Here is a 26,035-nt window from a genome sequence, read left to right as displayed (position 1 = left end):
TAATCCCCTCACATTACAGGGACATGGATGACCGCATGACCGTCAATCACCGCGCTGCCATGCGTGGGGCACTGCTTTATCTGGTGCTGTCAGTCGCCTGGCTGCAGCTGGTTGGTTATTTATTGAGCAGTTTCTTCGATCATTCGGCCGATCGGCTGCGTTGGCAACTGATCAACGGTTATGCCTGGGTACTCGTCAGTGCCGGATTGATTTTCATCGCACGGGTGCGGATAGCACGCTTTTTCGAAAAGGCCGAGGGCAATGTCGACCGTGAACGGTTACGCCAGGCCGCCGCGGTGTTCGACTGCACCCGCGAAGGTGTCCTAGTCACGGACCGCCATGGTTTGATCGTGCATGTGAACCGGGCATTCATGGCAATCACCGGCTATGCCCGCGACGAAGTGTTGGGCCGGCAACCGAATCTGTTCAAGTCCGGCCGGCATGGCCCGGCTTTCTATCGAGAGATGTTTGCGGCGCTGTCCAGCCGCGGCGAATGGAGTGGCGAAATCTGGAACCGCCGCAAGAGCGGTGAAATCTACCCGCAATGGCAGACTATCCGCGCCGTCATCGATGACACCGGCGAAGTCAGCCAATACGTTGCGGTGTTTTCCGACATCAGTGCGATCAAGGACTCGGAGCATGAGCTGGCGCACCTGGCCCATCATGATCCGCTGACTGGCCTGCCCAATCGCCTGCTGTTTTCCGATCGCGCCGAGCAGGCGGTGGCTTCGGCGCAACTGCACAAGCGTGGGTGCGCGTTGCTGCTGCTGGACCTGGATCATTTCAAGAACATCAACGACAGCCTCGGGCACAACGTCGGTGACGAGTTGCTCAAAGGCGTTGCCGAACGCTTCCTCGGGCTGTTTGCGCCCGGTATCACCCTGGCGCGGCTAGGCGGTGACGAATTCGCGGTGCTGGTGGAAAACTGCTCGCAGCCGGGTCAGGCTGCGGCTTTGGCCCGGCGTATCCTCGATGCCTTGAAAGCACCGTTGCAGCTCGGCGAGCAATCGCTGTTTATCAACGCCAGCATCGGCATCAGCCTGTTTCCCGGTGACGCCCTCAGCGCCGGGCAACTGCTGCGCAACGCCGATTCAGCACTGTTCAAGGCCAAGAACAGCGGACGTGACGGCTACGCGTTATATACCGAGGAACTCACTGCCCATGCCCAGCAAAGGGTCGAGATCGCCTTCGAACTGCGTCGCGCGCTCCAGCAGCAGGAGCTACGCGTGCATTACCAACCGGTGCACGACCTGGCCACCAGCCGGTTGATCGGCGTCGAGGCGCTGGTGCGCTGGGAACATCCCGTGCGTGGTCTGGTTTCGCCGGCCGAGTTCATTCCTATCGCCGAGCGCACGGGGTTGATCGCCCAGATCGATGCCTGGGTCATGGACCAGGCTTGTCGGCAAATGTGTCTTTGGCAGCAGGCCGGTGTGGTTTTGTCATTCGTTGCGGTCAACGTCTCCAGCCGTTTGTTTGCCCGTCGCGAATTGTATGAGCAGGTCGCCCGCGTACTTCACGACACGGGCCTCGATCCGGCCTTCCTGGAGCTGGAGGTGACCGAAAGCGCGGTCATGGATGATCCGGAGGTGGCGCTGGAACAAATGCACCGTCTGCGGGAGTTGGGCGTGCGGTTGGCCATCGATGATTTCGGCACAGGTTATTCGTCGCTGCTGCGGCTCAAGCGTCTACCGGTGCAGAAACTCAAGATCGACCAGGGTTTTGTCGCCGGGTTGCCCTGGGATGAAGACGACGCGGCGATCGTCCGGGTAATCATTGCCCTGGCCCGCAGCATGGGCATGCAGGTGCACGCTGAGGGTATCGAGCAGCGAGAGCAGGCGGCGTTTCTGCTTGAACAGGCGTGTGAGCTGGGGCAGGGATATTGGTTTGGACGGCCGGTGGCGGCGCAGCAGCTGGATTGGGATCGGGCGCCGACGATCGCCTGACAGCGGAATTGCAATTTGGTTATATAAAAATTCTTAAATAGTCTTTTTAAGAATATCTGCACTTATCTAATATTGCTCCCACGCCGCAAGCAGTGCCGCCCACTGCCAGGCATTCATTCCAAGGAGCAGCAGCATGAGCGCATCCCTACGTAGCGTTGACGGCCAGGACGAAGCAACCATCTTGCGCGAGATCCAGAGTGCATTGCGTGACCTGCGCTTTGGCGCGGTGGAGATTACCGTGCACAACGCCCAGGTGGTCCAGATCGAGCGCAAGGAAAAATTCCGCTTGCAGCAACCGAGTCATAAACCGAGCTGAAGGATCACAGCCTGCGCCAGCCCCTGCCGGGGGGCTTGATGCAGGAGCTGCCGCAGGCTGCGATTCCGGTTACCGGACAAACGATTTCCAGAAGCCATAAAAACCAGAATTCCAGGAGCTTTCACCATGTCGTCGATTCGCCGTTATGCCTTGGCCGCCCTGGCCAGTGCTGTTTTTGCAGGTTCCGCGGTTGCCAAGGACTACGAGTTGCTCAACGTGTCCTACGACCCGACCCGCGAGCTGTATCAGGATTACAACGCCGAATTCGCCAGCTTCTGGAAAAAAGCCCATCCGGACGACACCGTGAAAATCCAGCAGTCCCATGGTGGTTCGGGCAAGCAAGGCCGAGCAGTAATTGACGGCCTGCGTGCCGACGTCGTGACCCTGGCGCTGGCCGGCGACATCGACGAAATCGCCAAATTGGGCAAGTCGCTGCCGGCGGACTGGCAAAAACGCCTGCCGGATGCCAGCACGCCTTACACCTCGACCATTGTGTTCCTGGTGCGCAAGGGCAACCCGAAGGGCATCAAGGACTGGGGCGACCTGATCAAGGATGACGTCTCGGTCATCACGCCAAACCCGAAGACCTCCGGCGGTGCCCGCTGGAATTTCCTCGCCGCCTGGGCCTACGGCCTGAAAGCCAACGGTGGCGACGAAGCCAAGGCCAAGGAATATGTGCAGGCGCTGTTCAAGCACGTGCCGATCCTCGACACCGGTGCCCGTGGCTCGACCATCACGTTCGTCAACAACGGTCAGGGAGACGTGTTGCTGGCCTGGGAAAACGAAGCGTTCCTGGCGCTGAAAGAGGACGGTGGTGCGGACAAGTTCGACATCGTCGTGCCGTCGCTGTCGATCCTCGCCGAACCGCCGGTGGCGGTGGTGGACAAGAATGCCGAGAAAAAGGGTAATGCCGAGATCGCCGAAGCGTACCTCAAGCACCTGTACAGCCCGGCCGGCCAGGAAATCGCGGCGAAAAACTTCTATCGTCCGCGTGACAAGGACGTGGCCGCCAAATACGCCCGGCAGTTCCCGAAACTTGAGCTGGTGACTATCGACAAGGACTTCGGCGGCTGGAAAACGGCACAGCCTAAATTCTTCAATGATGGCGGTGTGTTCGACCAGATCTATCAGGCGCAGTAAGCTGAATAGACCCCGGATTCATTGTGGCGAGGGAGCTTGCTCCCGCTTGAGTGCGAAGCGCTCATAAAAAAAGGGGGCTGCTGCGCACCCCAGCGGGAGCAAGCTCCCTCGCCACACAACCAAGGACCTTTATGTCGCGTCGCATATCCCCCGTCATACCCGGCTTCGGGCTGACGCTGGGCTACACCCTGGTGTACCTCAGTCTGATTGTGCTCATACCCCTGGCGGCGATGTTCGTGCATGCCGCCCAACTCACCTGGGAACAGTTCTGGGCGATCATTTCGGCGCCGCGGGTGCTGGCAGCCTTGAAGCTCAGTTTCGGCACCGCGCTGTACGCTGCGATCATCAATGGCGTGATTGGCACGCTGCTGGCCTGGGTGCTGGTGCGCTACACCTTCCCGGGACGCAAGATCATCGACGCGATGATCGATTTGCCGTTCGCCTTGCCCACCGCCGTGGCCGGTATCGCCCTGACCGCGTTGTACGCGCCGACCGGCCTGGTCGGCCAGTTCGCCACCGACCTGGGTTTCAAGATTGCCTACACCCCGCTGGGCATCACCCTCGCGCTGACCTTCGTGACGCTGCCGTTCGTGGTGCGCACGGTGCAGCCGGTGCTCGCCGACATTCCCCGTGAAGTCGAAGAAGCCGCCGCGTGCCTCGGTGCCAAGCCATGGCAGGTGTTCCGCCACATCCTCGTGCCGGCGTTGTTGCCGGCCTGGTTGACCGGCTTCGCCCTGGCGTTTGCCCGGGGCGTGGGCGAGTACGGTTCGGTGATTTTCATCGCCGGCAACATGCCGATGAAAACCGAGATACTGCCGCTGCTGATCATGGTCAAGCTCGACCAATACGACTACACCGGCGCCACCTCCATCGGCGTGCTGATGCTGGTGGTTTCCTTCGTCCTGCTGCTGCTGATCAACTTGTTGCAGCGGCGCATCGAAACCCCATAAGGAGGCGCGAACCATGTCCCAATCGTCTATTTCCGCCGCCTCCACCAACGCTGCCCGCCGCGGCAGCGCGGTTTCGCGGCGCATCCTGATCGGCCTCGGCTGGCTGGTTTTTGCACTGTTTCTGCTGTTGCCGCTGTTCATCGTGGTGTCCCAGGGCCTGAAGTCGGGCCTGGGTACTTTCTTCGCGGCGATCTTCGAGCCCGATGCGTTGTCGGCGCTCAAGCTCACGGTGATTGCGGTACTGATTTCGGTACCGTTGAACCTGGTGTTCGGCGTCAGCGCCGCATGGTGTGTGAGCAAGTATTCGTTCCGTGGCAAAAGCATGCTGGTGACGCTGATCGACCTGCCGTTCTCGGTGTCGCCGGTAATCGCTGGCCTGGTCTACGTGTTGATGTTTGGCGCCCAGGGCCTGTTCGGGCCGTGGCTGTCGGATCACGACATCCAGATCGTGTTCGCGCTGCCGGGCATCGTCCTGGCGACGATCTTCGTCACCGTGCCGTTCGTGGCCCGTGAACTGATCCCGCTGATGCAGGAGCAGGGCACCCAGGAAGAAGAAGCCGCGCGCCTGCTGGGCGCCAACGGCTGGCAGATGTTCTGGCATGTGACTGTGCCGAACATCAAGTGGGGTCTGATCTATGGCGTGGTGCTGTGTACCGCCCGGGCCATGGGCGAGTTCGGCGCGGTGTCGGTGGTTTCCGGGCACATTCGCGGGGTGACCAACACCCTGCCGCTGCACGTCGAGATCCTCTACAACGAATACAACCATGTGGCCGCGTTCGCCGTGGCGAGCCTGTTGCTGATCCTGGCGCTCTTCATCCTGCTGCTCAAGCAGTGGAGCGAAAACCGAATCAACCGCCTGCGCGCCAGCGCCGCGGAGGAATAAGTCATGTCGATCGAAGTCCGTAACGTCAGCAAGAATTTCAACACCTTCAAGGCCCTCGACGATATCAGCCTGGACATCCAGAGCGGCGAGCTGGTGGCGCTGCTCGGCCCGTCGGGCTGTGGCAAGACGACCCTGCTGCGGATCATTGCCGGCCTCGAGACGCCGGACCAGGGCAACATCGTGTTCCATGGTGAAGACGTATCCGGCCACGACGTGCGTGATCGCAACGTCGGTTTTGTGTTCCAGCACTACGCCCTGTTCCGCCACATGACGGTGTTCGACAACGTCGCTTTCGGCTTGCGCATGAAGCCCAAGAACCAGCGCCCGAACGAAAGCCAGATCGCGACCAAGGTTCATGAGCTGCTGAACATGGTGCAGCTCGACTGGCTCGCCGACCGTTATCCGGAGCAGTTGTCCGGCGGCCAGCGCCAGCGTATCGCCCTGGCCCGCGCCTTGGCGGTAGAACCCAAGGTGTTGCTGCTGGACGAACCGTTCGGCGCCCTCGACGCCAAGGTCCGCAAGGAATTGCGCCGCTGGCTGGCGCGGCTGCACGAGGACATCAACCTGACCTCGGTATTCGTGACCCACGACCAGGAAGAGGCCATGGAAGTCGCCGACCGGATCGTGGTGATGAACAAGGGCGTTATCGAGCAGATCGGCTCACCGGGCGATGTGTACGAGAACCCGGCCAGCGATTTTGTCTATCACTTCCTGGGCGACTCGAACCGTCTGCATCTCGGGGAGGACCGGCATGTGCTGTTCCGTCCGCATGAAGTGTCGCTGTCGCGCTCGGAACTGGAAGACCACCACCCCGCCGAAGTGCGCGACATTCGCCCGCTTGGCGCGACCACGCGGGTGACGTTGAAGGTCGAAGGCCAGAGCGAACTGATCGAGGCCGAAGTGGTGAAGGACCATGACAGCCTGGTTGGGTTGGCGAAGGGCGAGACGCTGTTCTTCAAGCCGAAGGTCTGGCAGAAGGTTTCAAACCTTTAAAAGCTTCGCGAGCAGGGCTCGCTCCCACAAGGGATTTGTGTACGACGCCAATCCAATGTGGGAGCGAGCCCTGCTCGCGAAGGCGGCCTCAGGCTGCGGCCCGCTTCTGATTGACCCTTACCGGCCCGGCCTGCGCCTCGATCTGTTGTTTGAGGTCATGGCGCATGCCCAGCAGGAATCCCGCCTCGACCACGACGAACAACGGCCCGACAATCAACCCGGTCAGATCATCGACGAACGCCGGTTTGCGCCCTTCGTAATAGTGGCCGACGAACTGGATCACCCAGCCCACCACAAACATGCCCAGGCCGCCGGCCAGCCATATCGCCGTGCTTTGCGCGGCGAGCACCTGTCCCAGCCAGACGGCAAGCCCCAGCAGCACGGTCATCAGCACACCCAGGCGTAATTCCAGGCGCAGGTAGAACCAGGCACTGGCCGCTGCCACCAGCAGCGCGGGCGAAATCAAAATCGCGCCAACCGGCCATCCCGGTCGTGACAACAGCACGGCGACGGCAACGAAAATCAGCGGAATACCGATGAAGTGGCTGGCGATGTTGCGTGGGTCGCGGTGATAGGCCGCGTATTGACTGAGATGATCGACGAGGCTTTTCATTGTTGTTCCTCCTGAGGTGATGCCCGCATGATGCCCAGGTTCCACCAGGCGCTCTGTCAGCTAGCCGACACTTGTCCCGGAGTTTCCATGATTACTCATCCCTGGCATGCGCACTTGATGACCGGCCACTGGTACAGCCATCTGCCCGCCGAGTTACAGAATAGTCTGCTGGAGATGTCGCGGCTGCGTCGCCTGTCGCCCGGTCAGCGGTTGTTCAAGCGCGGCGATCCGCCGTGTGGCGTGTACGCTGTGCTCGAAGGGGCGGTGCGGATCGGCGCCGTCAGTGAGCAGGGCAAGGAAGCGCTGCTGAGCGTCGTGGAGCCACCCTATTGGTTCGGCGAAATCAGCCTGTTCGATGGCCAGCCACGTACCCATGACGCGCAGGGGGTCGGGCAATGCACGTTGTTGCATGTACCTCAGGCCGGGCTGTTGGCTTTTCTCGAAGAACAACCGGGTTATTGGCGGCAGCTGGCCTTGTTGATGAGCCACAAGTTGCGCCTGACCTTCGTCAACCTCGAACACCTGAGCCTGATGCCTGCTCCGGCCCGCGTGGTCCATCGCTTGCTGATGATTGCCGAAGGCTACGGTGAAATCGAACCGGCCCGCCGGGTTCTCCAACTGCCCCAGGACCAACTGGCGTTAATGCTTTCCCTGTCGCGCCAAACCACCAACCAGATTCTCAAGGATCTGCAGGGGCAGGGCATTCTTCAGCTTGGTTATGGCGAGATCGAAATCCTCGATATCGAGCGGCTGCGGCGCCTGGCTTCTACCTGATGTCGACCACTCGTACAGATCGTGATTGCGCTACACTCGGATAAAATGAATTAAATATAGTGCATTTTGTGTTTTTAATGATTTTTGCACTGTATACGATGCGGAGTTGGCGTATGGAAACCCTCGGTGCGTTGATCAGGCGATTGCGCAAGGAACACCGTCTTTCCCAGCAGGCATTGGCTGCGCAGTACGGCATGAGCCGCGCGACGATTTCCGGGATCGAAAACAATACTATTGCTGAAGTCGGCATTCGTAAGGTCGAAGCTATTCTCAACGGTTTCGGCTATGAGTTGACAGCGATTGCCCGTCCGGCGAAGCGCCCGACACTCGACACACTGAAAAAGGACTCTTTCCATGGCTGATGAACAAGGTCTGGACAGGTTGCAAGTCACCGTCAGCGAAGCGGCTATCGGCGTCCTTGGGCGAGGTCAACAGCGCAGCGATTCAGTGTTCACTTACGCATCTGACGCGGATGAGGAGCATTCGGTTTCGCTGACCATGCCAGCGCGTCTTGAAAGCTATAGCTGGGAGCCCGGCGTACCACCGATCTTTGAAATGAACCTGCCGGAAGGCGCCTTGCGTGACGAGCTGGTGCGCCGTTTCAGTAAGGCGGTGCGGGGCTTTGACGACTTCGCCATGCTTGCCATCGTGGGACCTCATCAGCTGGGCCGGGTGGGTATTGGTCGTTTGCGTACCGAGGCCGGGCCGCCCGAAACCAGTTTGGCGGACTTGTTGGTGCATGACGGGGCCGAGGGGCTGTTCGAGGATTTGCTGGACACCTACGGGCGATATTCGGGTGTTTCTGGAGTACAACCCAAAGTGTTGGTACGCGACAGCGCATCCGCTGTTGATCGCTTGACTCACCGGGGTGCTACACATCTGGTCAAGGCGTTTCGCTCGGACGAGTTCCCCGAGTTGGCCGCCAATGAATTCTTTTGCATGCGGGCCGCGTTGCATGCGGGGCTTGAAGTGCCGGAATTCGAGTTGAGCGAGCGCGGAAAATTTTTGATCGTCAAGCGTTTTGATCTGCCACGCACTGGCGAATATCTGGGCTTTGAGGATTTTTGTGTGCTCAATGGCTCGCCATCGAAAGCCAAGTATGACGGTTCGTATGAAGGCGCGGCCCGGCAGATCAAGGCGTTTGTTTCGCCTCATATGCTCAATCAGGCACTGGAGTCCTTGTTTAAAATCGTGGCTCTCTCGGCCGGATTGAAGAATGGTGATGCGCACCTGAAAAATTTCGGGGTGCTTTATAACCACTGTGGCGCGGATGCATCTATCCGGCTCGCACCCGCCTACGACCTCGTCAGCACAGCGGTTTATATTCGTAACGACAACATGGCGCTCTTGTTAGGCGGTTCCAAAGCCTGGCCGAAATATAAAATGCTGATGGGGTTTGGCCGCTCGGCCTGCAATCTGACGGAGAGGCGCTGCAAGGATTTGTTGGAGCAGGTTATTCATGGGATGGACCTTGCGCTGGCCGAGATGCGTCGCTACATGGACGCTAATCAAACGTTCAGAGCAACTGGCGAAGCAATGGTCGAGGCGTGGAAGGCGGGGCTTGCACGCAGCCTCAAAGCTGACAACGACTGACCTAGGCCATCCCAAACAGGCTCGCTCCCACAGGTTCTGTGGGCGCCGCAGATCAAATGTGAGAGCGAGCTTGCTCGCGATGAGGCCGGCCCAGGTACGGTAGATCCCTAACGCAAGCCATCCCGAAACTGCCCCGGCGTCATCCCGGTCCAGCGCTTGAACGCGCGGCTGAAGCTGCTGGTATCAGCAAAGCCCAGCAGATAACTGACCTCGCTCAATGAGCATTGCGGATCGCGCAGGTGTAGCAGCGCCAGGTTTTCCCGGCATTCATTGAGCAGCGCGTCGAAGCGGCAACCTTCGTCGGCCAGATGCCGCTGCAGACTGCGCAGACTCAGGTGCATGGTCTGGGCGATGCGTTCGGCGCTGGGTTCGCCTTCGGGCAGTTGTGCTTCGATGGCGGCGCGGACCTTGCGCTCCCAGGTCAACGGCTGGAGCTGGGCGAGGGTGCGCTTGAGCACGGTTTCGTTGTGTTCGGCCAGCTCCGGGTTGGCGTCGTCCAGGTGACTGTCGAAATCGGCGAGGCTGAACTCCAGGCAATCGTGTCCGGCATCGAAGTGCACCGGTGAACGGAACACTTTGTGCCAAGGGGCGGGGTCTGCCGGCTCCGGTCGCCGCAGATAAACCGCCAGCGGGGCGTAATCGCGGCCGAGGCGGTTACGGCAGGTGCGCACGTAGATCGCGGCGAACGCGTCGATGGCTTCCAGGGCCGGCGCCGGATGTCCCGCCGGTACGTCGAGACTGAAGCGGTAGCGATCCACGCCACGGCTCAGTTGCAGGGTCAGCGCATCGCTGACCACCGGGTGATAGCGCACGATCCGCTCGAACACTTCCCGCAGGCTGCCGCTGGCTACCAGGGCATAACCCAGCGCATGAAAGGTGGTGGGGCTGACAAAGCGCGACACCCGCAGGCCGATCGCCGGATCACCGCTGGCCTGCACCGCGAGCGCCCACAGGCGCGTGGTGGCCGAGAGCGGATAACGGGCGTTCGGGTCATCCATCCATTGTGGGTCCAGGCCCGCCTCCAGGCACAAGGCATGGCTGTCCAGGCCCAGTGCATCGAGCTGTTTGCGCAGGGCGCGGGTCCAGCTGGCGAGGGAGGTTGGTTCCGTCATGGCAATTGGCGCTTGCGGTCAACAGGTTGGCGTCTGCGGCTATCACCCTGTGAGGCAAGGCCCGGCAGGATTAGCTCATCGATAACAGAGGATTAAGCCATGCACGGCACTTGCGCAAGCCCCGAGCGATTGAATGCACAGCAGCGCTCCGCCCATATTCGCCAGGTGGTCCTGGCCCGGGGCGAAGAATTGCGCGAGCGCTATCCGATCCTGCGGCACCAGGATGCGCTGGGCGCGGGCATCCTGGCGTTCGCCCTGGCGGGGATGACCGGCTCGGCGCTGCTCTACATCAACGGCTATCTGGCCGGCTGGGCGTGCCTGCTGCTCAACGCCTTTTTTGCGTCCCTGACCCACGAGCTGGAACACGACCTGATCCACAGCATGTATTTTCGCAAGCAGCGCGTGCCGCACAACCTGATGATGGGCCTGGTCTGGCTGGCGCGGCCGAGCACCATCAATCCGTGGATTCGCCGCCACCTGCACCTCAATCATCACAAGGTTTCCGGCAGCGAGGCGGACCTGGAGGAGCGCGCGATTACCAACGGCGAGCCGTGGGGATTGGCGCGCTTGCTGATGGTTGGCGACAACGTGATGTCGGCGTTCATTCGCCTGCTGCGAGCCAGGACCTGGGCGCACAAGCGCAGCATCCTCAAGCGCACGCTGAAGGTGTATTTCCCGTTGGCGCTGTTGCATTGGGGCGCGTGGTACGTGTTCCTCGGTTTCCATGGCGCCAACGCGGTTGCCGGGCTGCTCGGCACTTCGATCGACTGGTCGACCAGCACTCTGGCGACCCTGCACGTCATAGACATCGCGGCGGTGGTGATCATCGGCCCGAATGTGCTGCGCACCTTTTGCCTGCACTTCATCAGCTCGAACATGCATTACTACGGCGACATCGAGCCAGGCAACGTCATCCAGCAGACCCAGGTGTTGAACCCTTGGTGGCTGTGGCCGTTGCAGGCGTTCTGCTTCAATTTCGGCAGCAGCCACGGCATCCATCATTTCGTGGTGAAGGAGCCGTTCTACATTCGCCAGATGACGGTGCCGGTGGCGCACAAGGTGATGCGGGAGATGGGCGTGCGCTTCAATGATTTCGGCACGTTTGGGCGGGCGAATCGGTTTGTGGGTAAGGAAGGCGTTGCGAGGGAAGAGGCGAAGGCGGTTCAGGCCTAGGGCAGAGATATAGCTTTGTGGCGAGGGGATAAATCCCCTCGCCACAGTAACCATTCTTCAGGCCAGACAAATGCGTCTGGCCTGAAGAGCGGGTCAGAACTGATAACTCACCGTAGCCGCCACGTTGCGCTCCTCGCCCATGTAGCAATAGCTGAGGCTGGCGCATGACGCGATGTAGGTCTCGTTGGTCAGGTTGTTCGCGTTCAGGCGAACATCCACGCCCTTCAAGCCGACCTTGCCCAGGTCATACCCCACCGAGGCATCGAACAACGTGTACGACGGCACCTTCATGGTGTTTTCCGCGTCGGCCCAGCTGTAGCCGACATACCGCACGCCGCCGCCCAGCCGCAGGCCATCGAGCGTGCCGCTGTCGAATTTGTAGTCGGCCCACACAGATGCCATGTGGCGCGGGGCCTGGGTCGGAGAGTTGCCTTTGTTTTCGATGATGTCGGTGGGCGTGCTAAGGGTGCTGACCATCGATTTCGAGTATTCGATGTCGGTGAAGGTGTAGCTGCCCAGCACCTTGAACTGCTCGGTCAACTGCATGTGCGCTTCCAGCTCCAGGCCCTGGGAACGAACAGCGCCAACGGCGCGGTAGAAGTTTTCCTGGGGCAGCTTGGTCGCCAGATTCTCCTGGTCGATGCGGAACAGCGAGGCAGTGTACAAGTCGTCGGTGCCCGGCGGCTGGTACTTCAGGCCCAGTTCCCATTGCTTGCCGTCGGTGGGCGGCAGCGGGTTGCCGGCGCTGTCGGCGTAGGAGTTGGGGTTGAACGACTCCGAGTAGCTGATGTACGGCGCCAGGCCGTTGTCGAACAGGTACAGCGCCCCGACCCTACCGGTGAGTTTGGTGCGCTTGTCGTTGATCTCGGTGCCTTCCGGACGGCCGAATTCGGCAATGCGGTTCTCGTCCGAGGTCTCGACCCAATCCTGGCGCAGGCCCAGAGAGAAGCGCCACTTGTCCATTTCGATCAGGTCTTGCAGATAGACGCCGGTCTGCTCCAGGCGCCGCAGGTAGCTGGTGGGGCTGAAGTAGCTGATCGCCGAGTTGCCGTAGACCGGGTCGAAGGCGTTGATCGGCGCGAGGCTGCCGCTGGTCCAGTCGACCACGGTCTTGCGCCGCTGGTAGTCGGCGCCCATCAGCACGGTGTGTTTGGTGGCGCCGGTGAAGAATTCCGCCTGGAGCATGTTATCGACGATGAAGGCGTGGAGCTTTTCTTCAGCGCCGGTGTAATAGCGGTTCAGCTCGTTGCTGGTCGGCGTGGTCCAGTCATAGGCATAGACCTGGTCATTGCTGACGTCCGAATCCAGGTAGCGGAAGTTCTGTCGGGCGGTGAAGACGTCGTTGAAGCGGTGTTCGAACTGATAGCCGAACGACTGCTGGTCACGTTCGTAGCCGTCGACGCCAGGCTCGCCTTCGAAGAAGTTCTCCGAAATCCGCCGGCCGTTGCGCTTGTGCAAGGTGCCGTTCGCCGGCATGCCGCCGTGGTAACCGCCGTCGGGGTCATGCTGCAGGTAGGCTTGCAACGTCAGCGAGGTGTCTTCGCTAAAGTCGATGCTCACCGTGGGCGCGAGGGCGAAGCGCTTTTCCTTGTTGTGGTCAAATTGCGTGTCGGACGTATCGGCCAGGCCGACCAGGCGGTAGGCGATGCGCTTGTCGTCATCCACCGGGCCGCTGAGGTCGAAACCCATGCCGCGTTGGCCTTGGGTACCGACCGTGGCCTGGATCTGGTGATAGGCCTCGTACAGCGGTTTCTTGCTGGTGAGCGCCACCAGGCCACCCGGCGAGCTGCGGCCATAGAGCACGGAGGACGGGCCCTTGAGGATGTCGACCCGCTCGAGGAAATACGGATCGACCTGAATCGAGCTGTAGGTGCCGCTGTCACCCATCGACTTCAAACCGTCCAGGTAGATGTTGTCCACCGAGCCATCGTTGAAGCCGCGCATCGCCACGTAGTCGTAGCGGTGGGTCGCGCCATAGGGGTTGGTCAGCACGCCAGGGGTGTAGCGCATTGCCTGGGACACGGTTTGCGCGCCCTGGTCGTCCATTTGCTCGCGCGTGACCACCGATACGCTTTGCGACGTTTCCCGCAGGGCGGTACTGGTCTTGGTCGCCACCTGGCTGTGGGTGGCGTTGTAGCCTTCCATGCTGCCGAGAGCGTTACCCAGGGCGAAGCCTTTGACGTCGGTGGTCGGCAACGCCAACGTGCTTTCGGGGGCCACGGTTTGCAGCACATAGCTGCCGCTATCCTGGCTGACGGCAACCAGCCCTGAGCCGCTGAGCAACTGCTGCAGGGCCTGGTCCGCCGAATATTCGCCTTTCAGGCCCGGGGACTGGACGCCGCTGGTTTGTCCAGGGGTACTTGCCAGGGTGATGCCGGCCTGGCGGGCGAACTGGTTGAGCACCTCGCTCAGCGGGCCGGCGGCAATGTTGTAGATCCGGGGGCCGGCGATCGCGCCATCCTGCGCCGCGACAGCGGACATCGGTAGGGCGCCGACACCGAGCGCAGTGCTCAACAGCGCGGCGCGGATGGCCTGGCGCAGCAGGCCGGTGGGCGAGGAACAGCCGAGGGAAGTCTTGAGAGTCACGCGCTCAGTCATTGTAGGTTTCCGTTGGAGTCGCTGGAGGCAGATAAGCGTTGCTTACTGTCCTAGCCGGACGCCCGCGCAAAACCCGCCAAAAAAATCAGGCCGTACGCTCCACCGTGATCCACCAGCGGGTTCGGTAGTGTATTTGCACGGGGAGCGTGTGCGGCAGGACGGCCAGCAGCTTGTCGGTGTCTGCCAGACGGAAGACGCCTGACAAGCGCAAATCGGCGATCGAGGCGGCGCATTTCAGGTAGCCCCGACGGTAACGTCCCACTTCGTTGAGGAAGTCTTCCAGGCGCATGTTGCGCGTGACGATCAAGCCGTCCGCCCAGGCGCCGGCGTCCATGTCCAGGGGGGGCGCGAGCGTCGCGGTGGATGCGCTGATCAGGTAGCTTTGTCCAGCTTCCACCTGGATCGGGGCGCCGTCGCTGCCGACATGCGAGCGGATGGCGACGTGTCCGCTGGCGACACTCAGGCGCGTGCAGTCGTTGTCCTGGCGCACGACGAAGCGGCCCTCCAGCCCCTCGAACAAGCCGTGTCGGCTTTTTACCAGTAATGGGCGTCCGGGATCGCGGCCGCAGGTGAGCATGATTTCGCCGCGCGTCAACGTGATCAGGCGTTGTGAAGCCGTGTAGTCGAGGTCGGCCGCGCTGTTGGTATTGAGCTCCAGTCGCGTGCCGTCTGGCAGTTGGAAGCCGCGTCGTTCGCCGGTGGCAGTCGCAAAATCGGCGCTCCACGGCTGCCAGCCCAGGTCCTTGCCCAGCCAGGCGGCGCAGCCCATCACCGCCACGCCTGACAACAGCTTCAGGGCCTGGCGCCGGCCGAGGCGCTGGGCGCTGGTCTCCAGGGTATCGAGGGCAGTCCGGGCACCAGGTACCGCCCGCAGGCTGGAAGTCAGTTCGCTGTGCAGCGATTGCACCCGTTGCCAAGCCAGTTCGTGGTCATGGTGAGCGATGCGCCAGGCCTCGCACTGTTGGCGCAGGGCCGGGTTGGCGGCATGGTTGCGCAGGCGCAGCAACCAATGGATCGCTTGCTTGACCACCTGCTGTGATGGGCCCCGGCCCGAAGACTGGTCCATCGGTTCAATCTTCATAGCGCAGCACATAGCAGTGGTACAACGCGTCGGCAACGTAGCGTTCCACCGAGCGCAGGGAAATGCCCATCTGTTCGGCGATCTGCTTGTAGGTCAGGCCTTCGCACTGGGCCAGCAGGAACGCCTTGCGCACGTTGGGCTTGAGGCCTTCGAGCATCCGGGCGATGGCCTCCAGCAGTTCCAGGATCAATGCCTGGGCTTCGGCGCCGGGCGTTTGCGCTTCCGGCAGGTGCGCGATGGTCTCAAGGTAGGCGCGTTCGATTTCCGCTCGGCGCCAATGGTCAATCACCAAGCCTTGGGCGATGGTGCGCAGGAAGGCGCGTGGCGCCTTGAGTTCCAGGCGTTCGGTGCGTTGCAGCAGGCGCACGAAGGTGTCCTGGGCCAGGTCCGCTGCATCGGCGGCATTGCCCAATCGGTTGCGCAGCCATGTGTGGAGCCAGCCGTGATGGCTGCTGTAGAGCGCCTGTACTGCAAACTGGGGGGATGACATGAACGCGACGGCCTGGAGTCACAAATGATAATAGGTCGCATTGTCATCAGCGCGGGTCAATTTTGCAACCACCATTCATTCGCCTGCGGCCGTCACGGGACGCCGATCAAGCCGTTCCGTCGGACAATCGAACAGCGGCCTAATTTTTTGTAGGCATTGGCCGACAGAGTGATATAGGTGCACCAAAATGGAGCGGATCCAATATCGCGCCCACCGGTTACATGGCAGTTGCACTCCACTTCCTGCATAAGAAGCCCACCCATGAATCTCAAGTTCAGTCACAAAATCCTCCTGGCCGCCTCTGGTGTGGTGGTCCTGGCTTTTGCCCTGTTCACGCTCTACAACGATTACTTGCAGCGCAACACCATCGGTCGAAGCCTGGAGTCGTCCATCGAGCAATCCGGCGACCTGACAGCCAGCAGCGTCCAGAATTGGATGAGTGGCCGTGTGCTGGTGTTGGAGAACCTGGCGCAGAACATTGCGCACCAGGGCGCCGGGGCCGATTTGCCGGGGCTCGTCGACCAGCCGGCATTGACCTCGAATTTCCAGTTCACCTATGTCGGCCAGAACACCGGCGTTTTCACTCAGCGGCCGGACGCCAAGATGCCCGACGGCTACGACCCGCGTCAGCGCCCTTGGTACAAGCAGGCGGTCGCCGCGGATAAAACCATGTTGACCCCGCCCTACATGGCAGCCGTCGGCGGGCTGGTGGTAACCATTGCCCTGCCGGTCAAGCACAACGGCGAACTGCTCGGTGTGGTGGGTGGCGACCTGAGTCTGGAAACCCTGGTGAAGATCATCAACTCGGTGGATTTCGGCGGCATCGGCCATGCGTTCCTGGTCAGCGGCGACGGTCAGGTGATCGTCAGCCCGGACAAAGACCATGTGATGAAAAACCTCAAGGACATCTACCCAGGCACGCCGGTGCGCATCGGCAAAGGTATCCAGGAAGTCGAGTTGAACGGGGAGGACCGCATCCTTTCGTTTACCCCGGTGGCAGGCTTGCCGAACGCCGAGTGGTATATCGGACTGTCGATCGACAAAGCCAAGGCCTACGCGCCGCTGAGCCATTTCCGTACGTCTGCGTTGATTGCGATGTTCGTCGCGGTGGCGGCGATTGCGTTGCTGCTGAGCCTGCTGATCCAGGTCTTGATGCGTCCGTTGACCACCATGGGCCGCGCCATGCAGGACATTGCCCAGGGCGAAGGCGACCTGACCCGACGTCTCGTCGTGCAGGGCAAGGATGAGTTCGCTGTGCTGGGTGGTTCGTTCAACCAGTTCGTGGAGCGCATCCATGCATCGATTGCTGAAGTGTCTTCGGCCACGCGGCAGGTACATGATCTGTCGCAGCGGGTGATGACGTCGTCCAACGCCTCGCTTGTCGGCTCGGATGAGCAGAGCGCCCGCACCAACAGCGTGGCCGCTGCGATCAATCAGTTGGGCGCCGCGACCCAGGAAATCGCCCGCAATGCCGCCGATGCTTCGCAACAGGCCAGCGGCGCCAGCGAGCAGGCCGACGACGGGCGCCAGGTGGTGGAAAAAACCATCCAGGCGATGACCGCGCTGTCGCAGAAGATCAGCCTGTCGTGCACCCAGATCGAAACCCTGAACGCCAGCACCGACAACATCGGGCACATCCTAGATGTGATCAAGGGCATCTCTCAGCAAACCAACCTGCTGGCGTTGAACGCCGCCATCGAAGCGGCCCGTGCCGGTGAGGCCGGGCGTGGCTTTGCGGTGGTGGCCGATGAGGTGCGCAACCTGGCGCACCGCACGCAGGAGTCGGCTGAAGAGATCCACAAGATGATCACTTCGTTGCAGGTGGGTTCTCGTGAGGCGGTAACCACCATGAACGCCAGCCAGGCCTCCAGCGAAGAAAGCGTGGAAGTGGCCAACCAGGCCGGCCTGCGCCTGGTCAGCGTGACCCAGCGTATCGGTGAGATCGACGGCATGAACCAGTCGGTGGCCGCCGCGACCGAAGAACAGACCGCCGTGGTGGAAACCCTCAACATGGACGTCAGCCACATCAACCTGCTGAACCAGCAGAGCGTCGCCAACCTCAACGAAACGCTGAAGGATTGCGATGCCTTGTCCCAACAGGCCAATCGGTTGAAGCAACTGGTGGACAGCTTCAAGATCTGATCAGCCGAACCAGCGCCATCGCGAGCAAGCTCGCTCCCACATTGGTCTTGGGTGTACTTGAAACCCAGGACCACCGCCGGTCTCCTGTGGGAGCGAGCTTGCTCGCGATGGCGATGCATGGTTCTCCATGGGTTTCCTTGTGGCGAGGGAGCTTGCTCCCGCTGGCCTGCGAAGCGGGCCCCGGCAGTCTCCAGGCGGACCGCAGCAGCCGGTTTGGCGACTGCTGCGCAGCCGAGCGGGAGCAAGCTCCCTCGCCACGGGGTTTTGGGTTGTCCATGAGGGGGCGGTGTCCGGGCTGACGCCTTCGCGAGCAGGCTCGCTCCCACAAGTGGTCAGGTGAACATCTTCACCACGTTCTCCATCGCTTCATCGGCGAACCCTTGCAGGAAATCCCTGAAGCCCGACGGGGTATGGGCGTCGGTGTGGTCGGCAATGATGGTCCAGGTGGCGCGGCAGCGGTTGTCCGCCAGGGGCTCCACGCGCATGGCCGCCCAGAGGTTGTCGATGCCCAGGGTGTTGTAGATCAGCGTCCAGGTCATGTGCATGGCCTGGTCGTCACGGCTGTTGAGCTGTTCCACCACCAGGTTCTGTCCGTCGACGAAGAATTTCTTGCGCAGGGATCTCACCCCTTCGCCGGTCATCTCGATGCGCTCAAGTGCGGGGATAAAGCGGTTGAACCCGCCAAAATCGCCGACCACTTCCCAGACTCGCGCCGCGTCAGCGGACACTTGCACCGAGGTTTCAACGTGGCAGGCTTGAGGATTCTTGATCAGTGTGTTGGGTTGAAATGTCGTCATGGTCTTGCTCCTTGCTTTGGGGTGGGATGGTTCAGATGAAATCAATGGCCTTGAGGTAGTCCGCGCCACGGCGTAGCAGGGCCGGGGATTTTTCCGGGTAGCGCGCGCCCATCTGCCGGACGCCGGACCGGGCGTTGTCATGGCGGATCAGCGAGATGTCGCCGATGTCCTCCTCGAAGCCGTTCAGATAGAAGCCCAGCACGCCGAACAACGCGTTGTCGGCATCGACCCGCGCCAATTGCCGTTGCCAGTCGGCGACGCTCACCAGGGAAAACGCCCGGCCGCTGTCACGGAACGACGCCACGTAGGCGTCCCAGCTCAGCGGTTCGGGGTTGTGCAGATTGAACACGGCCTGGTTCGGTTGGTAGCGGCTGGCGTGGAAGGCGATGAAACGGGCCAGGAAGTCCACCGGCATCAGGTCGAAGTTGAGCGACAGGGCCGGCACCTGGCCGAGCTGGATCGAGCCCTTGAGCATCAGCATCAACCGGTTCTTGTGGGGTTGGCAGACCCCCGTCTGGCTGTTGAAGCTGATGTTACCGGGGCGGAACAGGTTAACCCGCACGCCAAGGTCACGGGCCCGCTGCAGGATCCGCTCGCCGACCCATTTGGACAGGTTGTAGCCGTTCTTGATATAGATCGGCGGTGTCTGCGCCGCCGGTTGCTCCAACACCTGGCCATCGGCGTCCAGGGCGCTGGAAGCCGAGAGCGTCGAGACGAAGTTGAAGATCTTCTTGCGCCGGCCTTCGCACAGGCGCAGGCATTCGAAGATCGGCTCGACGTTGTCCCGCGCCAGGGACTCGTAGTCGAGCACGTGGTTGACGTGGGCCGCATTGTGCACCAGCGCGCCGAAGGTGCTGTCGATGCGTTGGTAGATGTCGTCCGGCAAACCTAGTTGCGGTTGGGTGATGTCGGCGGCGTAGACGCTGACGCGACTCAGGTCCAGGTGCTCCAGGCGATTGTCCCGCAGGGCCTGGGCGAACCGTTCGGCCGCGCTTTGCCCGCCGGACTCACGTACCAGGCACGCAACCTCGGTGGCGCCCCACGCCAGCAGCGCCTCGACGATGTGTACGCCGAGAAAGCTGTTGGCACCGGTCACCAACACTTTGTGGACGTCACCGCTCTGGCTGATGGGCAGTGGATCAAGGTTGAGCTCCGCCTCGGCATCGATGAAAGCCTGCGGGCTCAGCGTTGACGTACCGCTCTGTTCGGAGTCGTCGAGCAGCTTCGCCAGGGTGATCAGCGTCGGCGCTTCGATGAAGCGATTGATCGACAGGCTACGGCCGAACGACTGGCGGATGCTCAGCAGCAATTGCGACAACAGAATCGAATGCCCACCGAGGTTGAAGAAGCTCTCGTCGGTGGCGATGTCCTCGGCCGGCAGTTCCAGCAGCTCGGCCCAAAGCGCACGCAGCTGGTTTTCCAAGGCGTTCTGCGGCTGGCGTCCCTGGCCTTCGGCCTGGACCGGCCCCGCCGAGGCAAGCAACGCCCGGCGATCAACCTTGCCATTGCTGGTGTAAGGCAGGCTGGGCAACTCGATGTAGGCCGTCGGGTGCATGTAGCTGGGCAACCTGTCCTGCACATGCTCGCGCAATGCCTGAAGAGCCGCGCCGGGCCGCTCTTGCACAGGGTTCACCAGGAACGCCAGGATCCGCCGGCGTTCATCCACCCCCACCGCCACCTGACGAAACAGCTGGCTGTCGCGCAGGCAATGCTCGATCTCCTCGGGCTCGACCCGAAAGCCACGGATCTTCACCTGGTTATCGCGACGTCCACACAGCTCGATCCCATCGTCCGTCCACTGGCCGATATCACCGGTGCGATAGGCCCGCAGCGTCTGCCCGGTGGGCAGCGTCAGGTTGAGGTAGCGCTCGGCGGTCAATTCCGGAGCGTTCAGGTACCCCAGGCCGACACCCGGCCCGGCAATGTAAAGCTCACCGGGCGTGCCGTCGGGCACCGGTTGCCGTTGCTCGTCCAGAATCAGCAACCGGGCATTGGCTATGGGCCTGCCAAGGTTGCGATTGTTGTCGCCGCTGCCGAACTGCCGCGTGGTCGCCAGCACCGTGGTTTCGGTCGGGCCATAGATATTGTGGAAGCGGCACTGTGGCGCCAGTTGCTCGATCACATACGGCTCGCAGACATCCCCTCCGGTGACCAGGTGATCCAGCCCCAGCGGCGCGTCCAGCGGCAGTACGCTCAGCAGTGCCGGTGGCAGGAAGGCGTGGCTGACGCGCTGTGCGCGAAGCAACGCGACCAGTTGCTGCGGGTCGCGGCGCTGGTCTTCGCTGGGCACGATCAACAGTCCGCCCTGGATGAACGTCGGCAGGATGTCCAGCAGCGACGCGTCGAAGTTGATGGTGGAAAACTGCAGTGCGCGACTGTCGCGCCCCAACTCGACATGGTCGCAGTACCACGCGCAAAAATGGCTGAGGTTGCGCTGGCTGAGCAACACGCCTTTGGGCTGGCCGGTGGTGCCGGAGGTGTAGATCGCCACGGCCGGCTCGTCGATGCCCGCCACGCGCCGGATTGTCGAGAGCGGGATGGTCGGTTTCGAAGAGGGCAGTCGATGGACGTTCAGCCTGGGTATTGCGCAGTCGTCCAGGTCGCTTTGCACGTCATGCAGCAGCAGATCGGCCTGGGCATTTTCCAGGATGAAGCGCCGCCGCTGCGCCGGGTGTTGCGGGTCCAGCGGCAGGTACACCGCTCCGCATCCCAAAACCGCCAGGATCGCTGCATACAGCGGCGCGGATTTGGGCAGGCACACGCCGATCACCTTCGGGCGATCAGCCGCGCCCGGCAGGATTTCCAGCATCGATTGTTGCAACCTGAGCGTCAGGTCGCGCAAGGATCGGTAGTCGATGAGCTGACCATCGACCCACAGGGCCGGTTGCGTCGGCTGATCAAGCATGCATTGTTCGATGCTGTTTATCACCGGCACTTGGGCGGCGGCCAGGAGCCAGGGCACCGGGGCGCGGTTGAGGTGATGTTCGAAAGCCAGCGGCTCCAGCGCATCGAGCCCGTGCAGGAGCTCGTCTGCAACGGCGGTTTCCAGCGTCGGCCAGGTGTCGAAGCGGGTCTCGTCCCGCGAGAGTTGGCTGACCAGCCGGGCGCCGTGCTCGACCACCGCCGCCAGTGCGCAGAGGCGCAATGACTGGCCGTTGCCCCGGTTTGGCGGGGCAACCACAGCCTCGGATAACAGGCGCTGTGCAGCGTCGCGGAAAACCACTACCGGTTGCGGTAATGCCTGGCCTGGCAGGGCCTGGAGCGCCACGCGCACATGAAGTCGAAAGCGCGCCTGCGTGGCACACGGCAGCGTACCGTCATCGATCGACAGGTCGACCGCGCCGTGGGCGGTTGGCGATCGAAAATCCCTGACCGAATGACCGTGAAGTTCAAGTTCCCGGGCCAGTTCGGCTATGGCCTGGCTGGTGCCGGATAGCGCAATTTCGAGGCGTTTCATCGAAAGCTCCTCATGGGGTCAGGTAGTCGGCCAGGGCATCGCACACGCACGGTGATGCGAGCATCGAGCTGGTGCGAAAAAAGCGTGTGATGTTGCCCACCAGCGGGTGAAAACGATTGATCGGGTACGCCAACGCACTGGCATCATCCCGCAGCGACTGACGTACCGATTCATCGACGGGCAGATGGGCGATCAGCTCGAAATCGAACTGTTGTTGCAGGTCGCTCGCCAGGTACTCGGCAATGAAGCCGGGCATCAGTTGCGCGATGGCTTGGCGGTCTTCTTCCGGTGCGGTGCGCCAGTAAATCTGCACCAACCGTGTCCAGAAACCGGAGTGTCGGCCCTCATCCTGCAAGTGGTCCGCCATCAGACCCTTGATCGAGGCCTTGACCGAATCATCCCGGGCAAAGGCCGCCACTTCGTTGGTCACCGTGTTTTCAGCAATGGCGATGCAGATCAGCTCCACGGCACTGAGCAAATGCTCCGGTGCGCGCGCCAGCGTGGCTGGGACCGCGCGGCTGAGTTCGATCTGGTCGGGCAGCGGGATCGGCTCGATGCCGGTCATGTCGATGGTCTGTTGCATGAAGTCCATGGCGACCAGCGCGTGGTAGTCCTCATCCACCACCACAGTCATCGCGTCGTAGCGACAGGCGAACGGAAACTCGATGCCGAAGCGGTTCTTGGCGATGCGCCGCGCGGTGTGGTCCACCAGCTCAGTCTCGAAAATCACCACGTCATTGATGAATTTGTAGAGGCTCTGCACCAAGACAAAATCGCGCAACTGCGGGCAGTGGCTGAGAAAGGTCTGGCTGTGCACAAGAGGCTGACGGCTCATGGGGAAGATCAGCTTGTCGTCGTCCTCGACCCGGCGCCGTGGTCGGGTACGGATGGTGGCGCGGCTTTCCCAGGTGTCGGCGAAGGACTGGTATGAAATGGCGTTCATGGCGTCACCTGCGCAACGGGCAGGGCCATGCTCTGGCGCAAGCCATCCCACAACGCCGCGCGGCTGTGGACGGCGGCGAGGGCGGCGGCAAGGACTTCGCGCTCGCGCTGCGGGTCGCCATCGATCAGCCGTGCCAGGAGTTTTTCCGCAGCCGGGCCGTGGTCTTCGGAGTCCACTTCGATATGCCGTTGCAAGTAATAACGAAACGTCGGTGCCTGGTCCAGGCCGATGCCCCAGGCATCCAGCATGCGCTGGAACATCTGCGGGATGACGCTTTCGCGACCGTGCACGAACGCGGCGGCCACGCTGTGGGCCGGGGCGTGCAAGGCAGTATGCAAGGTCTGGCGTACGAAGCGCGCTGCGGCCGGGTCTACCTCGACGCTGTCCAGCGCCGTCTCTGGGCTGACGCCTTCCTGTTGCAGGGCAATGAATTGCTCAATGGGCCGGGTATCCGCGCCGACCTCGCGCATGGCGTCCAGGTACAGCTCGAAATGGCTGCAATAGCCCGCTCCGGGACGGTCATCGGATTCTTCCCCCAAGACGATTTCATTGATCAGCCGTGCTGCGTGCGGGTCGGCCGGAGGTAGCCACGGCAACTGGATACAGGTCAGCTCGCGTTGCAGGCGCTTGGTCAGGGACATGAAATCCCACACGGCAAAAACATGACTTTCCATAAAACGGCGCAACAGGTCGATTGATGTTATTTCAGAAAAAACCGGGTGTTCACCAAGTTCGAGTTTCTTCAGGAATAGTTGTTCTTTGGTTGGCTGCATTGGAACGTCCTCATCAATGATTTTTGTCCGGAAGTTGCTTCGCCAGTTTTTTCGGTGCGAGCGAGCGCGTGAACCGGAGTCCATGTTTTCTTGATACAGATGTTTTATTTTTGCTCAGGGTTGAAAGGCCTGCTGGAGGCCTTTCTGTCATGAGTCTTGGGGTCGAAGGCAACTCGACGTAGAAAAAGTTAGTGCATGTAACAAAGGCTCTGCAAGTTATTTTTTATATATTTAAGTTGGCGTATTTCTCGGGCGTGAAGAGGGTTGTTAAAACTTTTCATATAAGTTTTATTGGGTCGAAGTTGCTCCTTCCGATTTATAACTATCAGAATCGAATGGTACGAGTGAATGCCTCACCCGGAGCACTTCAGAGAACGGGAATTAAGTAAGTGATGTTTTGTGGGCGGGAGACCGACCAGACTTGCGGGTCATCTCGCCGTTCGGACGACGCTCCTTGCGTGATGGCTTCGATTCGCCTGGGCCACAGCCAGGCGCTGACTTCTTCAGGTCTTTTTTGAATCGATAAACGCAAGAGTGAGCCCAAATGGATAGCAGTTCCATCGGACTGACGTCGCGCTGGAACGCGGGCGCAGTCAGACCGCGCCGGGCAGGGCCATGGGGGGTGTAGGAAGGATGTGTAAGAAAGTGCTACGCCGGCCGCGTCGCCGGCGCAGAGATGGGGTTGCGCTTATTGGTTGAGGTATCGGCGCATGGTGACGGAGGCTTTTTCCAAGTGCTGCTCAAGCAAGGCGACCGCTGTGTCGACATCCTTCGCCACCGCGGCTGCGAGCATCGCGCGGTGGTCGTCCTGGGTCAGCGTGCCCAGGCCCATCGATGACATGTGAAAACGCAGGAAACGCTCTTCCTCATTGAGCTCGTGCTCGACCAGGTCAAGCAGCTTGGCGTTGGGTGCCCTGTGGTAAAGCGACATATGAAACAGCCGATTGAGCCTGGCGATCTCGGCGTAGTCGGTTTGCGCCTCGAGTTGCTCGATGTACTGGGCGGCCATCGTCAGGTCGTTGTCGTTGAGCAGCGGAACGGACAGGCGCAGGGCGAAGCTTTCCAGGACCGAACGCAAGGCATAGGTCTCGATCGCATTGCTGGTGATCAGCGGAGCCACCACGGCGCCCTTGTGCTGTACCACGTTTAGCAATGACTGCGCCTCGAGCTGGCGTAATGCCTCGCGTACCGGCATGCGGCTGACGCCGAACAGGTCGGCCAGTTCCTGTTGGCGTAGCGCCGTGCCACTGGGCAGGCGCCCATCGAGAATGGCTTCACGCAGGGAGCTCTCGATGATGGCGCGGGCCTGGGAGGCGGGAATGGGGCCGTTGACCTGGATAGTGCTTAACGGGTTGGGCTTCTTTGTCACGACAACACCCTGACTGGTAGTAACGAAATTGGATCCAAGCCAACATTAGTTACAGATTGCCAAGCCGTCAAAGTCTCGCGGCGCCGGTTCCTGAACTAAAGTTTAGACTGCTTGCGGTGATTGCATCCTGCCATTGTCTTTTGCCCGGCCAGGCTTCACCATCCAACGAATTTTCCAACGGCCCTTTTCGGACGTATTCCCCTTGGCTGCACCTTTTCCTGTCCTCAGGTCCATGCGTTGGCTGTGTTCGGCATTGTTGCTGGCCGGCCTGCTGCTGGGCGGCCTGCGGGCCGATTGGGACTTTGCGCAGATCAGCCGCCGGGCGCAAGCGTTATATGGGCCTTTGGGCGAAGGGCAGCAACGGATCGACGCGTGGCAGCAACTGTTGGCGACCCAGAAGCAGATTCCGGAACTGGAACAACTCAAGGTAGTGAATCTGTTTTTCAACAAGCAGGTGCGCTACGTCGAAGACATCGACCTGTGGCGTGAGGTTGATTACTGGGAAACCCCTATCCAGGCCTTATGGAAGGGCGCAGGTGATTGCGAGGATTACGCCATCGCCAAGTATTTCAGCCTGCGCCGGCTCGGGGTGTCCAGTGACAAGCTGCGCATCACCTACGTCAAGGCCTTGCGGCAGAACCGGGCGCACATGGTGCTGACCTACTACGCCACGCCCGATGCCATGCCCTTGGTACTCGACAGCCTGATCGACGGTATCCAGCCGGCCAGCCAGCGAACCGACCTGCTGCCGGTCTACTCTTTCAATGCCGAAGGGCTGTGGCTGCCGGGCGCCAAGGGCAACAAAAAAGTGGGTGACACCAAGCGCCTGTCCCGCTGGCAGGATGTGTTGAAAAAAATGCAGGCCGAAGGTTTTCCGGTCGAGACGACTAACTAG

General features: G+C 61.3%; 22 protein-coding genes. 12 read left to right on the top strand and 10 right to left on the bottom strand.

Annotation, left to right across the window (positions count from 1 at the left end; all coding sequences use genetic code 11):
* Nucleotides 1–35 precede the first annotated feature (35 nt).
* The 6 genes from dibA (at nt 36) to J3P96_RS26990 (ending at nt 6,225) form a co-directional block, all read left to right on the top strand.
* Nucleotides 36–1,943 carry a phosphodiesterase DibA gene (gene dibA, locus J3P96_RS27015; protein WP_434654278.1) on the top strand — a complete coding sequence of 636 codons (1,908 nt, stop codon included), beginning with the start codon at nt 36–38 and terminating at the stop codon, nt 1,941–1,943.
* A 133-nt stretch (nt 1,944–2,076) separates the two neighbouring features.
* Nucleotides 2,077–2,259: a sulfur starvation response protein OscA gene (oscA, locus tag J3P96_RS27010; protein WP_003186967.1), complete on the top strand. Its 183-nt coding sequence runs from the start codon at nt 2,077–2,079 to the stop codon at nt 2,257–2,259.
* Between the two features lie 126 nt (nt 2,260–2,385).
* Complete coding sequence (locus J3P96_RS27005; RefSeq protein WP_434602450.1) at nt 2,386–3,399, top strand: sulfate ABC transporter substrate-binding protein; 1,014 nt, start codon at nt 2,386–2,388, stop codon at nt 3,397–3,399.
* Nucleotides 3,400–3,530: 131 nt separating this feature from the next.
* The gene (gene cysT, locus J3P96_RS27000; protein ID WP_013692011.1) at nt 3,531–4,349 is read left to right on the top strand and encodes a sulfate ABC transporter permease subunit CysT; all 819 of its coding nucleotides are present in this window, start codon (nt 3,531–3,533) and stop codon (nt 4,347–4,349) included.
* A 13-nt stretch (nt 4,350–4,362) separates the two neighbouring features.
* Entirely contained in the window at nt 4,363–5,232 is an 870-nt protein-coding gene (gene cysW / locus J3P96_RS26995; RefSeq protein ID WP_434602451.1) for a sulfate ABC transporter permease subunit CysW, read from the top strand.
* A gap of 3 nt (nt 5,233–5,235) precedes the next feature.
* On the top strand, nt 5,236–6,225 hold the full coding sequence (locus tag J3P96_RS26990; protein WP_434654275.1) for a sulfate/molybdate ABC transporter ATP-binding protein: 990 nt from the start codon (nt 5,236–5,238) through the stop codon (nt 6,223–6,225).
* An 88-nt stretch (nt 6,226–6,313) separates the two neighbouring features.
* Here J3P96_RS26990 and J3P96_RS26985 read toward each other — a convergent pair whose 3' ends face one another.
* Entirely contained in the window at nt 6,314–6,838 is a 525-nt protein-coding gene (locus tag J3P96_RS26985; RefSeq protein ID WP_434654272.1) for a DUF962 domain-containing protein, read from the bottom strand.
* Between the two features lie 87 nt (nt 6,839–6,925).
* Between J3P96_RS26985 and J3P96_RS26980 the strand changes: the two genes are divergently transcribed.
* The 3 genes from J3P96_RS26980 to J3P96_RS26970 all read left to right on the top strand — a co-directional run bounded on the left by J3P96_RS26980 (nt 6,926) and on the right by J3P96_RS26970 (nt 9,205).
* The gene (locus tag J3P96_RS26980) at nt 6,926–7,612 is read left to right on the top strand and encodes a Crp/Fnr family transcriptional regulator (protein WP_434654270.1); all 687 of its coding nucleotides are present in this window, start codon (nt 6,926–6,928) and stop codon (nt 7,610–7,612) included.
* Between the two features lie 113 nt (nt 7,613–7,725).
* The gene (locus J3P96_RS26975) at nt 7,726–7,974 is read left to right on the top strand and encodes a helix-turn-helix domain-containing protein (RefSeq protein ID WP_434654267.1); all 249 of its coding nucleotides are present in this window, start codon (nt 7,726–7,728) and stop codon (nt 7,972–7,974) included.
* The gene (locus J3P96_RS26970) at nt 7,967–9,205 is read left to right on the top strand and encodes a type II toxin-antitoxin system HipA family toxin (protein ID WP_434654265.1); all 1,239 of its coding nucleotides are present in this window, start codon (nt 7,967–7,969) and stop codon (nt 9,203–9,205) included. Before J3P96_RS26975 ends, J3P96_RS26970 begins: the two co-directional genes overlap by 8 nt.
* A gap of 107 nt (nt 9,206–9,312) precedes the next feature.
* Here the strand turns inward: J3P96_RS26970 and J3P96_RS26965 are convergent, their stop codons facing one another.
* Complete coding sequence (locus J3P96_RS26965) at nt 9,313–10,317, bottom strand: AraC family transcriptional regulator (RefSeq protein ID WP_434654262.1); 1,005 nt, start codon at nt 10,315–10,317, stop codon at nt 9,313–9,315.
* 99 nt (nt 10,318–10,416) lie between these two features.
* On the opposite strand from J3P96_RS26965, the gene J3P96_RS26960 reads away from it, so the two are divergent.
* The gene (locus J3P96_RS26960; RefSeq protein WP_434654260.1) at nt 10,417–11,490 is read left to right on the top strand and encodes a fatty acid desaturase; all 1,074 of its coding nucleotides are present in this window, start codon (nt 10,417–10,419) and stop codon (nt 11,488–11,490) included.
* 93 nt (nt 11,491–11,583) lie between these two features.
* On the opposite strand, the gene J3P96_RS26955 is transcribed toward J3P96_RS26960, so the two are convergent.
* The 3 genes from J3P96_RS26955 to J3P96_RS26945 form a co-directional block, all read right to left on the bottom strand.
* Nucleotides 11,584–14,088 (bottom strand): TonB-dependent siderophore receptor, encoded by a 2,505-nt coding sequence (locus J3P96_RS26955; protein WP_434654257.1) that lies wholly within the window; start codon nt 14,086–14,088, stop codon nt 11,584–11,586.
* A gap of 85 nt (nt 14,089–14,173) precedes the next feature.
* Nucleotides 14,174–15,169, bottom strand: a complete 996-nt coding sequence (locus J3P96_RS26950; RefSeq protein ID WP_434654254.1) for a FecR domain-containing protein — start codon at nt 15,167–15,169, stop codon at nt 14,174–14,176.
* Nucleotides 15,159–15,659, bottom strand: a complete 501-nt coding sequence (locus J3P96_RS26945) for a sigma-70 family RNA polymerase sigma factor (protein WP_434654252.1) — start codon at nt 15,657–15,659, stop codon at nt 15,159–15,161. Before J3P96_RS26945 ends, J3P96_RS26950 begins: the two co-directional genes overlap by 11 nt.
* Before the next feature lie 261 nt (nt 15,660–15,920).
* On the opposite strand from J3P96_RS26945, the gene J3P96_RS26940 reads away from it, so the two are divergent.
* Nucleotides 15,921–17,801: a methyl-accepting chemotaxis protein gene (locus J3P96_RS26940; RefSeq protein WP_434570461.1), complete on the top strand. Its 1,881-nt coding sequence runs from the start codon at nt 15,921–15,923 to the stop codon at nt 17,799–17,801.
* Nucleotides 17,802–18,133: 332 nt separating this feature from the next.
* Here the strand turns inward: J3P96_RS26940 and J3P96_RS26935 are convergent, their stop codons facing one another.
* The 5 genes from J3P96_RS26935 to J3P96_RS26915 form a co-directional block, all read right to left on the bottom strand.
* On the bottom strand, nt 18,134–18,598 hold the full coding sequence (locus J3P96_RS26935; RefSeq protein WP_434654249.1) for an SRPBCC family protein: 465 nt from the start codon (nt 18,596–18,598) through the stop codon (nt 18,134–18,136).
* Between the two features lie 31 nt (nt 18,599–18,629).
* On the bottom strand, nt 18,630–22,055 hold the full coding sequence (locus J3P96_RS26930) for an amino acid adenylation domain-containing protein (RefSeq protein WP_434654246.1): 3,426 nt from the start codon (nt 22,053–22,055) through the stop codon (nt 18,630–18,632).
* Between the two features lie 10 nt (nt 22,056–22,065).
* Complete coding sequence (locus tag J3P96_RS26925) at nt 22,066–22,998, bottom strand: diiron oxygenase (protein WP_434654244.1); 933 nt, start codon at nt 22,996–22,998, stop codon at nt 22,066–22,068.
* Complete coding sequence (locus tag J3P96_RS26920; protein ID WP_434654241.1) at nt 22,995–23,771, bottom strand: DUF3050 domain-containing protein; 777 nt, start codon at nt 23,769–23,771, stop codon at nt 22,995–22,997. Before J3P96_RS26920 ends, J3P96_RS26925 begins: the two co-directional genes overlap by 4 nt.
* Nucleotides 23,772–24,459: 688 nt before the next feature.
* Nucleotides 24,460–25,140 carry a GntR family transcriptional regulator gene (locus J3P96_RS26915; RefSeq protein ID WP_434626617.1) on the bottom strand — a complete coding sequence of 227 codons (681 nt, stop codon included), beginning with the start codon at nt 25,138–25,140 and terminating at the stop codon, nt 24,460–24,462.
* A gap of 232 nt (nt 25,141–25,372) precedes the next feature.
* On the opposite strand from J3P96_RS26915, the gene lapG reads away from it, so the two are divergent.
* A complete protein-coding gene (gene lapG, locus J3P96_RS26910; RefSeq protein ID WP_434570450.1) occupies nt 25,373–26,035 on the top strand; it encodes a cysteine protease LapG in 663 nt (220 codons plus the stop codon).

Source organism: Pseudomonas sp. R3-56 (genome assembly GCF_051132075.1).
Lineage (GTDB): Bacteria > Pseudomonadota > Gammaproteobacteria > Pseudomonadales > Pseudomonadaceae > Aquipseudomonas.
Note: the sequence above shows the minus strand (reverse complement) of the source record. Positions and strands in the feature narration are given on the sequence as shown.

Coding starts and splice junctions, on each gene's coding strand:
- dibA (WP_434654278.1), top strand. CDS start 36: ATGACCGTCAATCACCGCGCTGCCATGCGTGGGGCACTGCTTTATCTG.
- oscA (WP_003186967.1), top strand. CDS start 2,077: ATGAGCGCATCCCTACGTAGCGTTGACGGCCAGGACGAAGCAACCATC.
- J3P96_RS27005 (WP_434602450.1), top strand. CDS start 2,386: ATGTCGTCGATTCGCCGTTATGCCTTGGCCGCCCTGGCCAGTGCTGTT.
- cysT (WP_013692011.1), top strand. CDS start 3,531: ATGTCGCGTCGCATATCCCCCGTCATACCCGGCTTCGGGCTGACGCTG.
- cysW (WP_434602451.1), top strand. CDS start 4,363: ATGTCCCAATCGTCTATTTCCGCCGCCTCCACCAACGCTGCCCGCCGC.
- J3P96_RS26990 (WP_434654275.1), top strand. CDS start 5,236: ATGTCGATCGAAGTCCGTAACGTCAGCAAGAATTTCAACACCTTCAAG.
- J3P96_RS26985 (WP_434654272.1), bottom strand. CDS start 6,838: ATGAAAAGCCTCGTCGATCATCTCAGTCAATACGCGGCCTATCACCGC.
- J3P96_RS26980 (WP_434654270.1), top strand. CDS start 6,926: ATGATTACTCATCCCTGGCATGCGCACTTGATGACCGGCCACTGGTAC.
- J3P96_RS26975 (WP_434654267.1), top strand. CDS start 7,726: ATGGAAACCCTCGGTGCGTTGATCAGGCGATTGCGCAAGGAACACCGT.
- J3P96_RS26970 (WP_434654265.1), top strand. CDS start 7,967: ATGGCTGATGAACAAGGTCTGGACAGGTTGCAAGTCACCGTCAGCGAA.
- J3P96_RS26965 (WP_434654262.1), bottom strand. CDS start 10,317: ATGACGGAACCAACCTCCCTCGCCAGCTGGACCCGCGCCCTGCGCAAA.
- J3P96_RS26960 (WP_434654260.1), top strand. CDS start 10,417: ATGCACGGCACTTGCGCAAGCCCCGAGCGATTGAATGCACAGCAGCGC.
- J3P96_RS26955 (WP_434654257.1), bottom strand. CDS start 14,088: ATGACTGAGCGCGTGACTCTCAAGACTTCCCTCGGCTGTTCCTCGCCC.
- J3P96_RS26950 (WP_434654254.1), bottom strand. CDS start 15,169: ATGAAGATTGAACCGATGGACCAGTCTTCGGGCCGGGGCCCATCACAG.
- J3P96_RS26945 (WP_434654252.1), bottom strand. CDS start 15,659: ATGTCATCCCCCCAGTTTGCAGTACAGGCGCTCTACAGCAGCCATCAC.
- J3P96_RS26940 (WP_434570461.1), top strand. CDS start 15,921: ATGAATCTCAAGTTCAGTCACAAAATCCTCCTGGCCGCCTCTGGTGTG.
- J3P96_RS26935 (WP_434654249.1), bottom strand. CDS start 18,598: ATGACGACATTTCAACCCAACACACTGATCAAGAATCCTCAAGCCTGC.
- J3P96_RS26930 (WP_434654246.1), bottom strand. CDS start 22,055: ATGAAACGCCTCGAAATTGCGCTATCCGGCACCAGCCAGGCCATAGCC.
- J3P96_RS26925 (WP_434654244.1), bottom strand. CDS start 22,998: ATGAACGCCATTTCATACCAGTCCTTCGCCGACACCTGGGAAAGCCGC.
- J3P96_RS26920 (WP_434654241.1), bottom strand. CDS start 23,771: ATGCAGCCAACCAAAGAACAACTATTCCTGAAGAAACTCGAACTTGGT.
- lapG (WP_434570450.1), top strand. CDS start 25,373: ATGCGTTGGCTGTGTTCGGCATTGTTGCTGGCCGGCCTGCTGCTGGGC.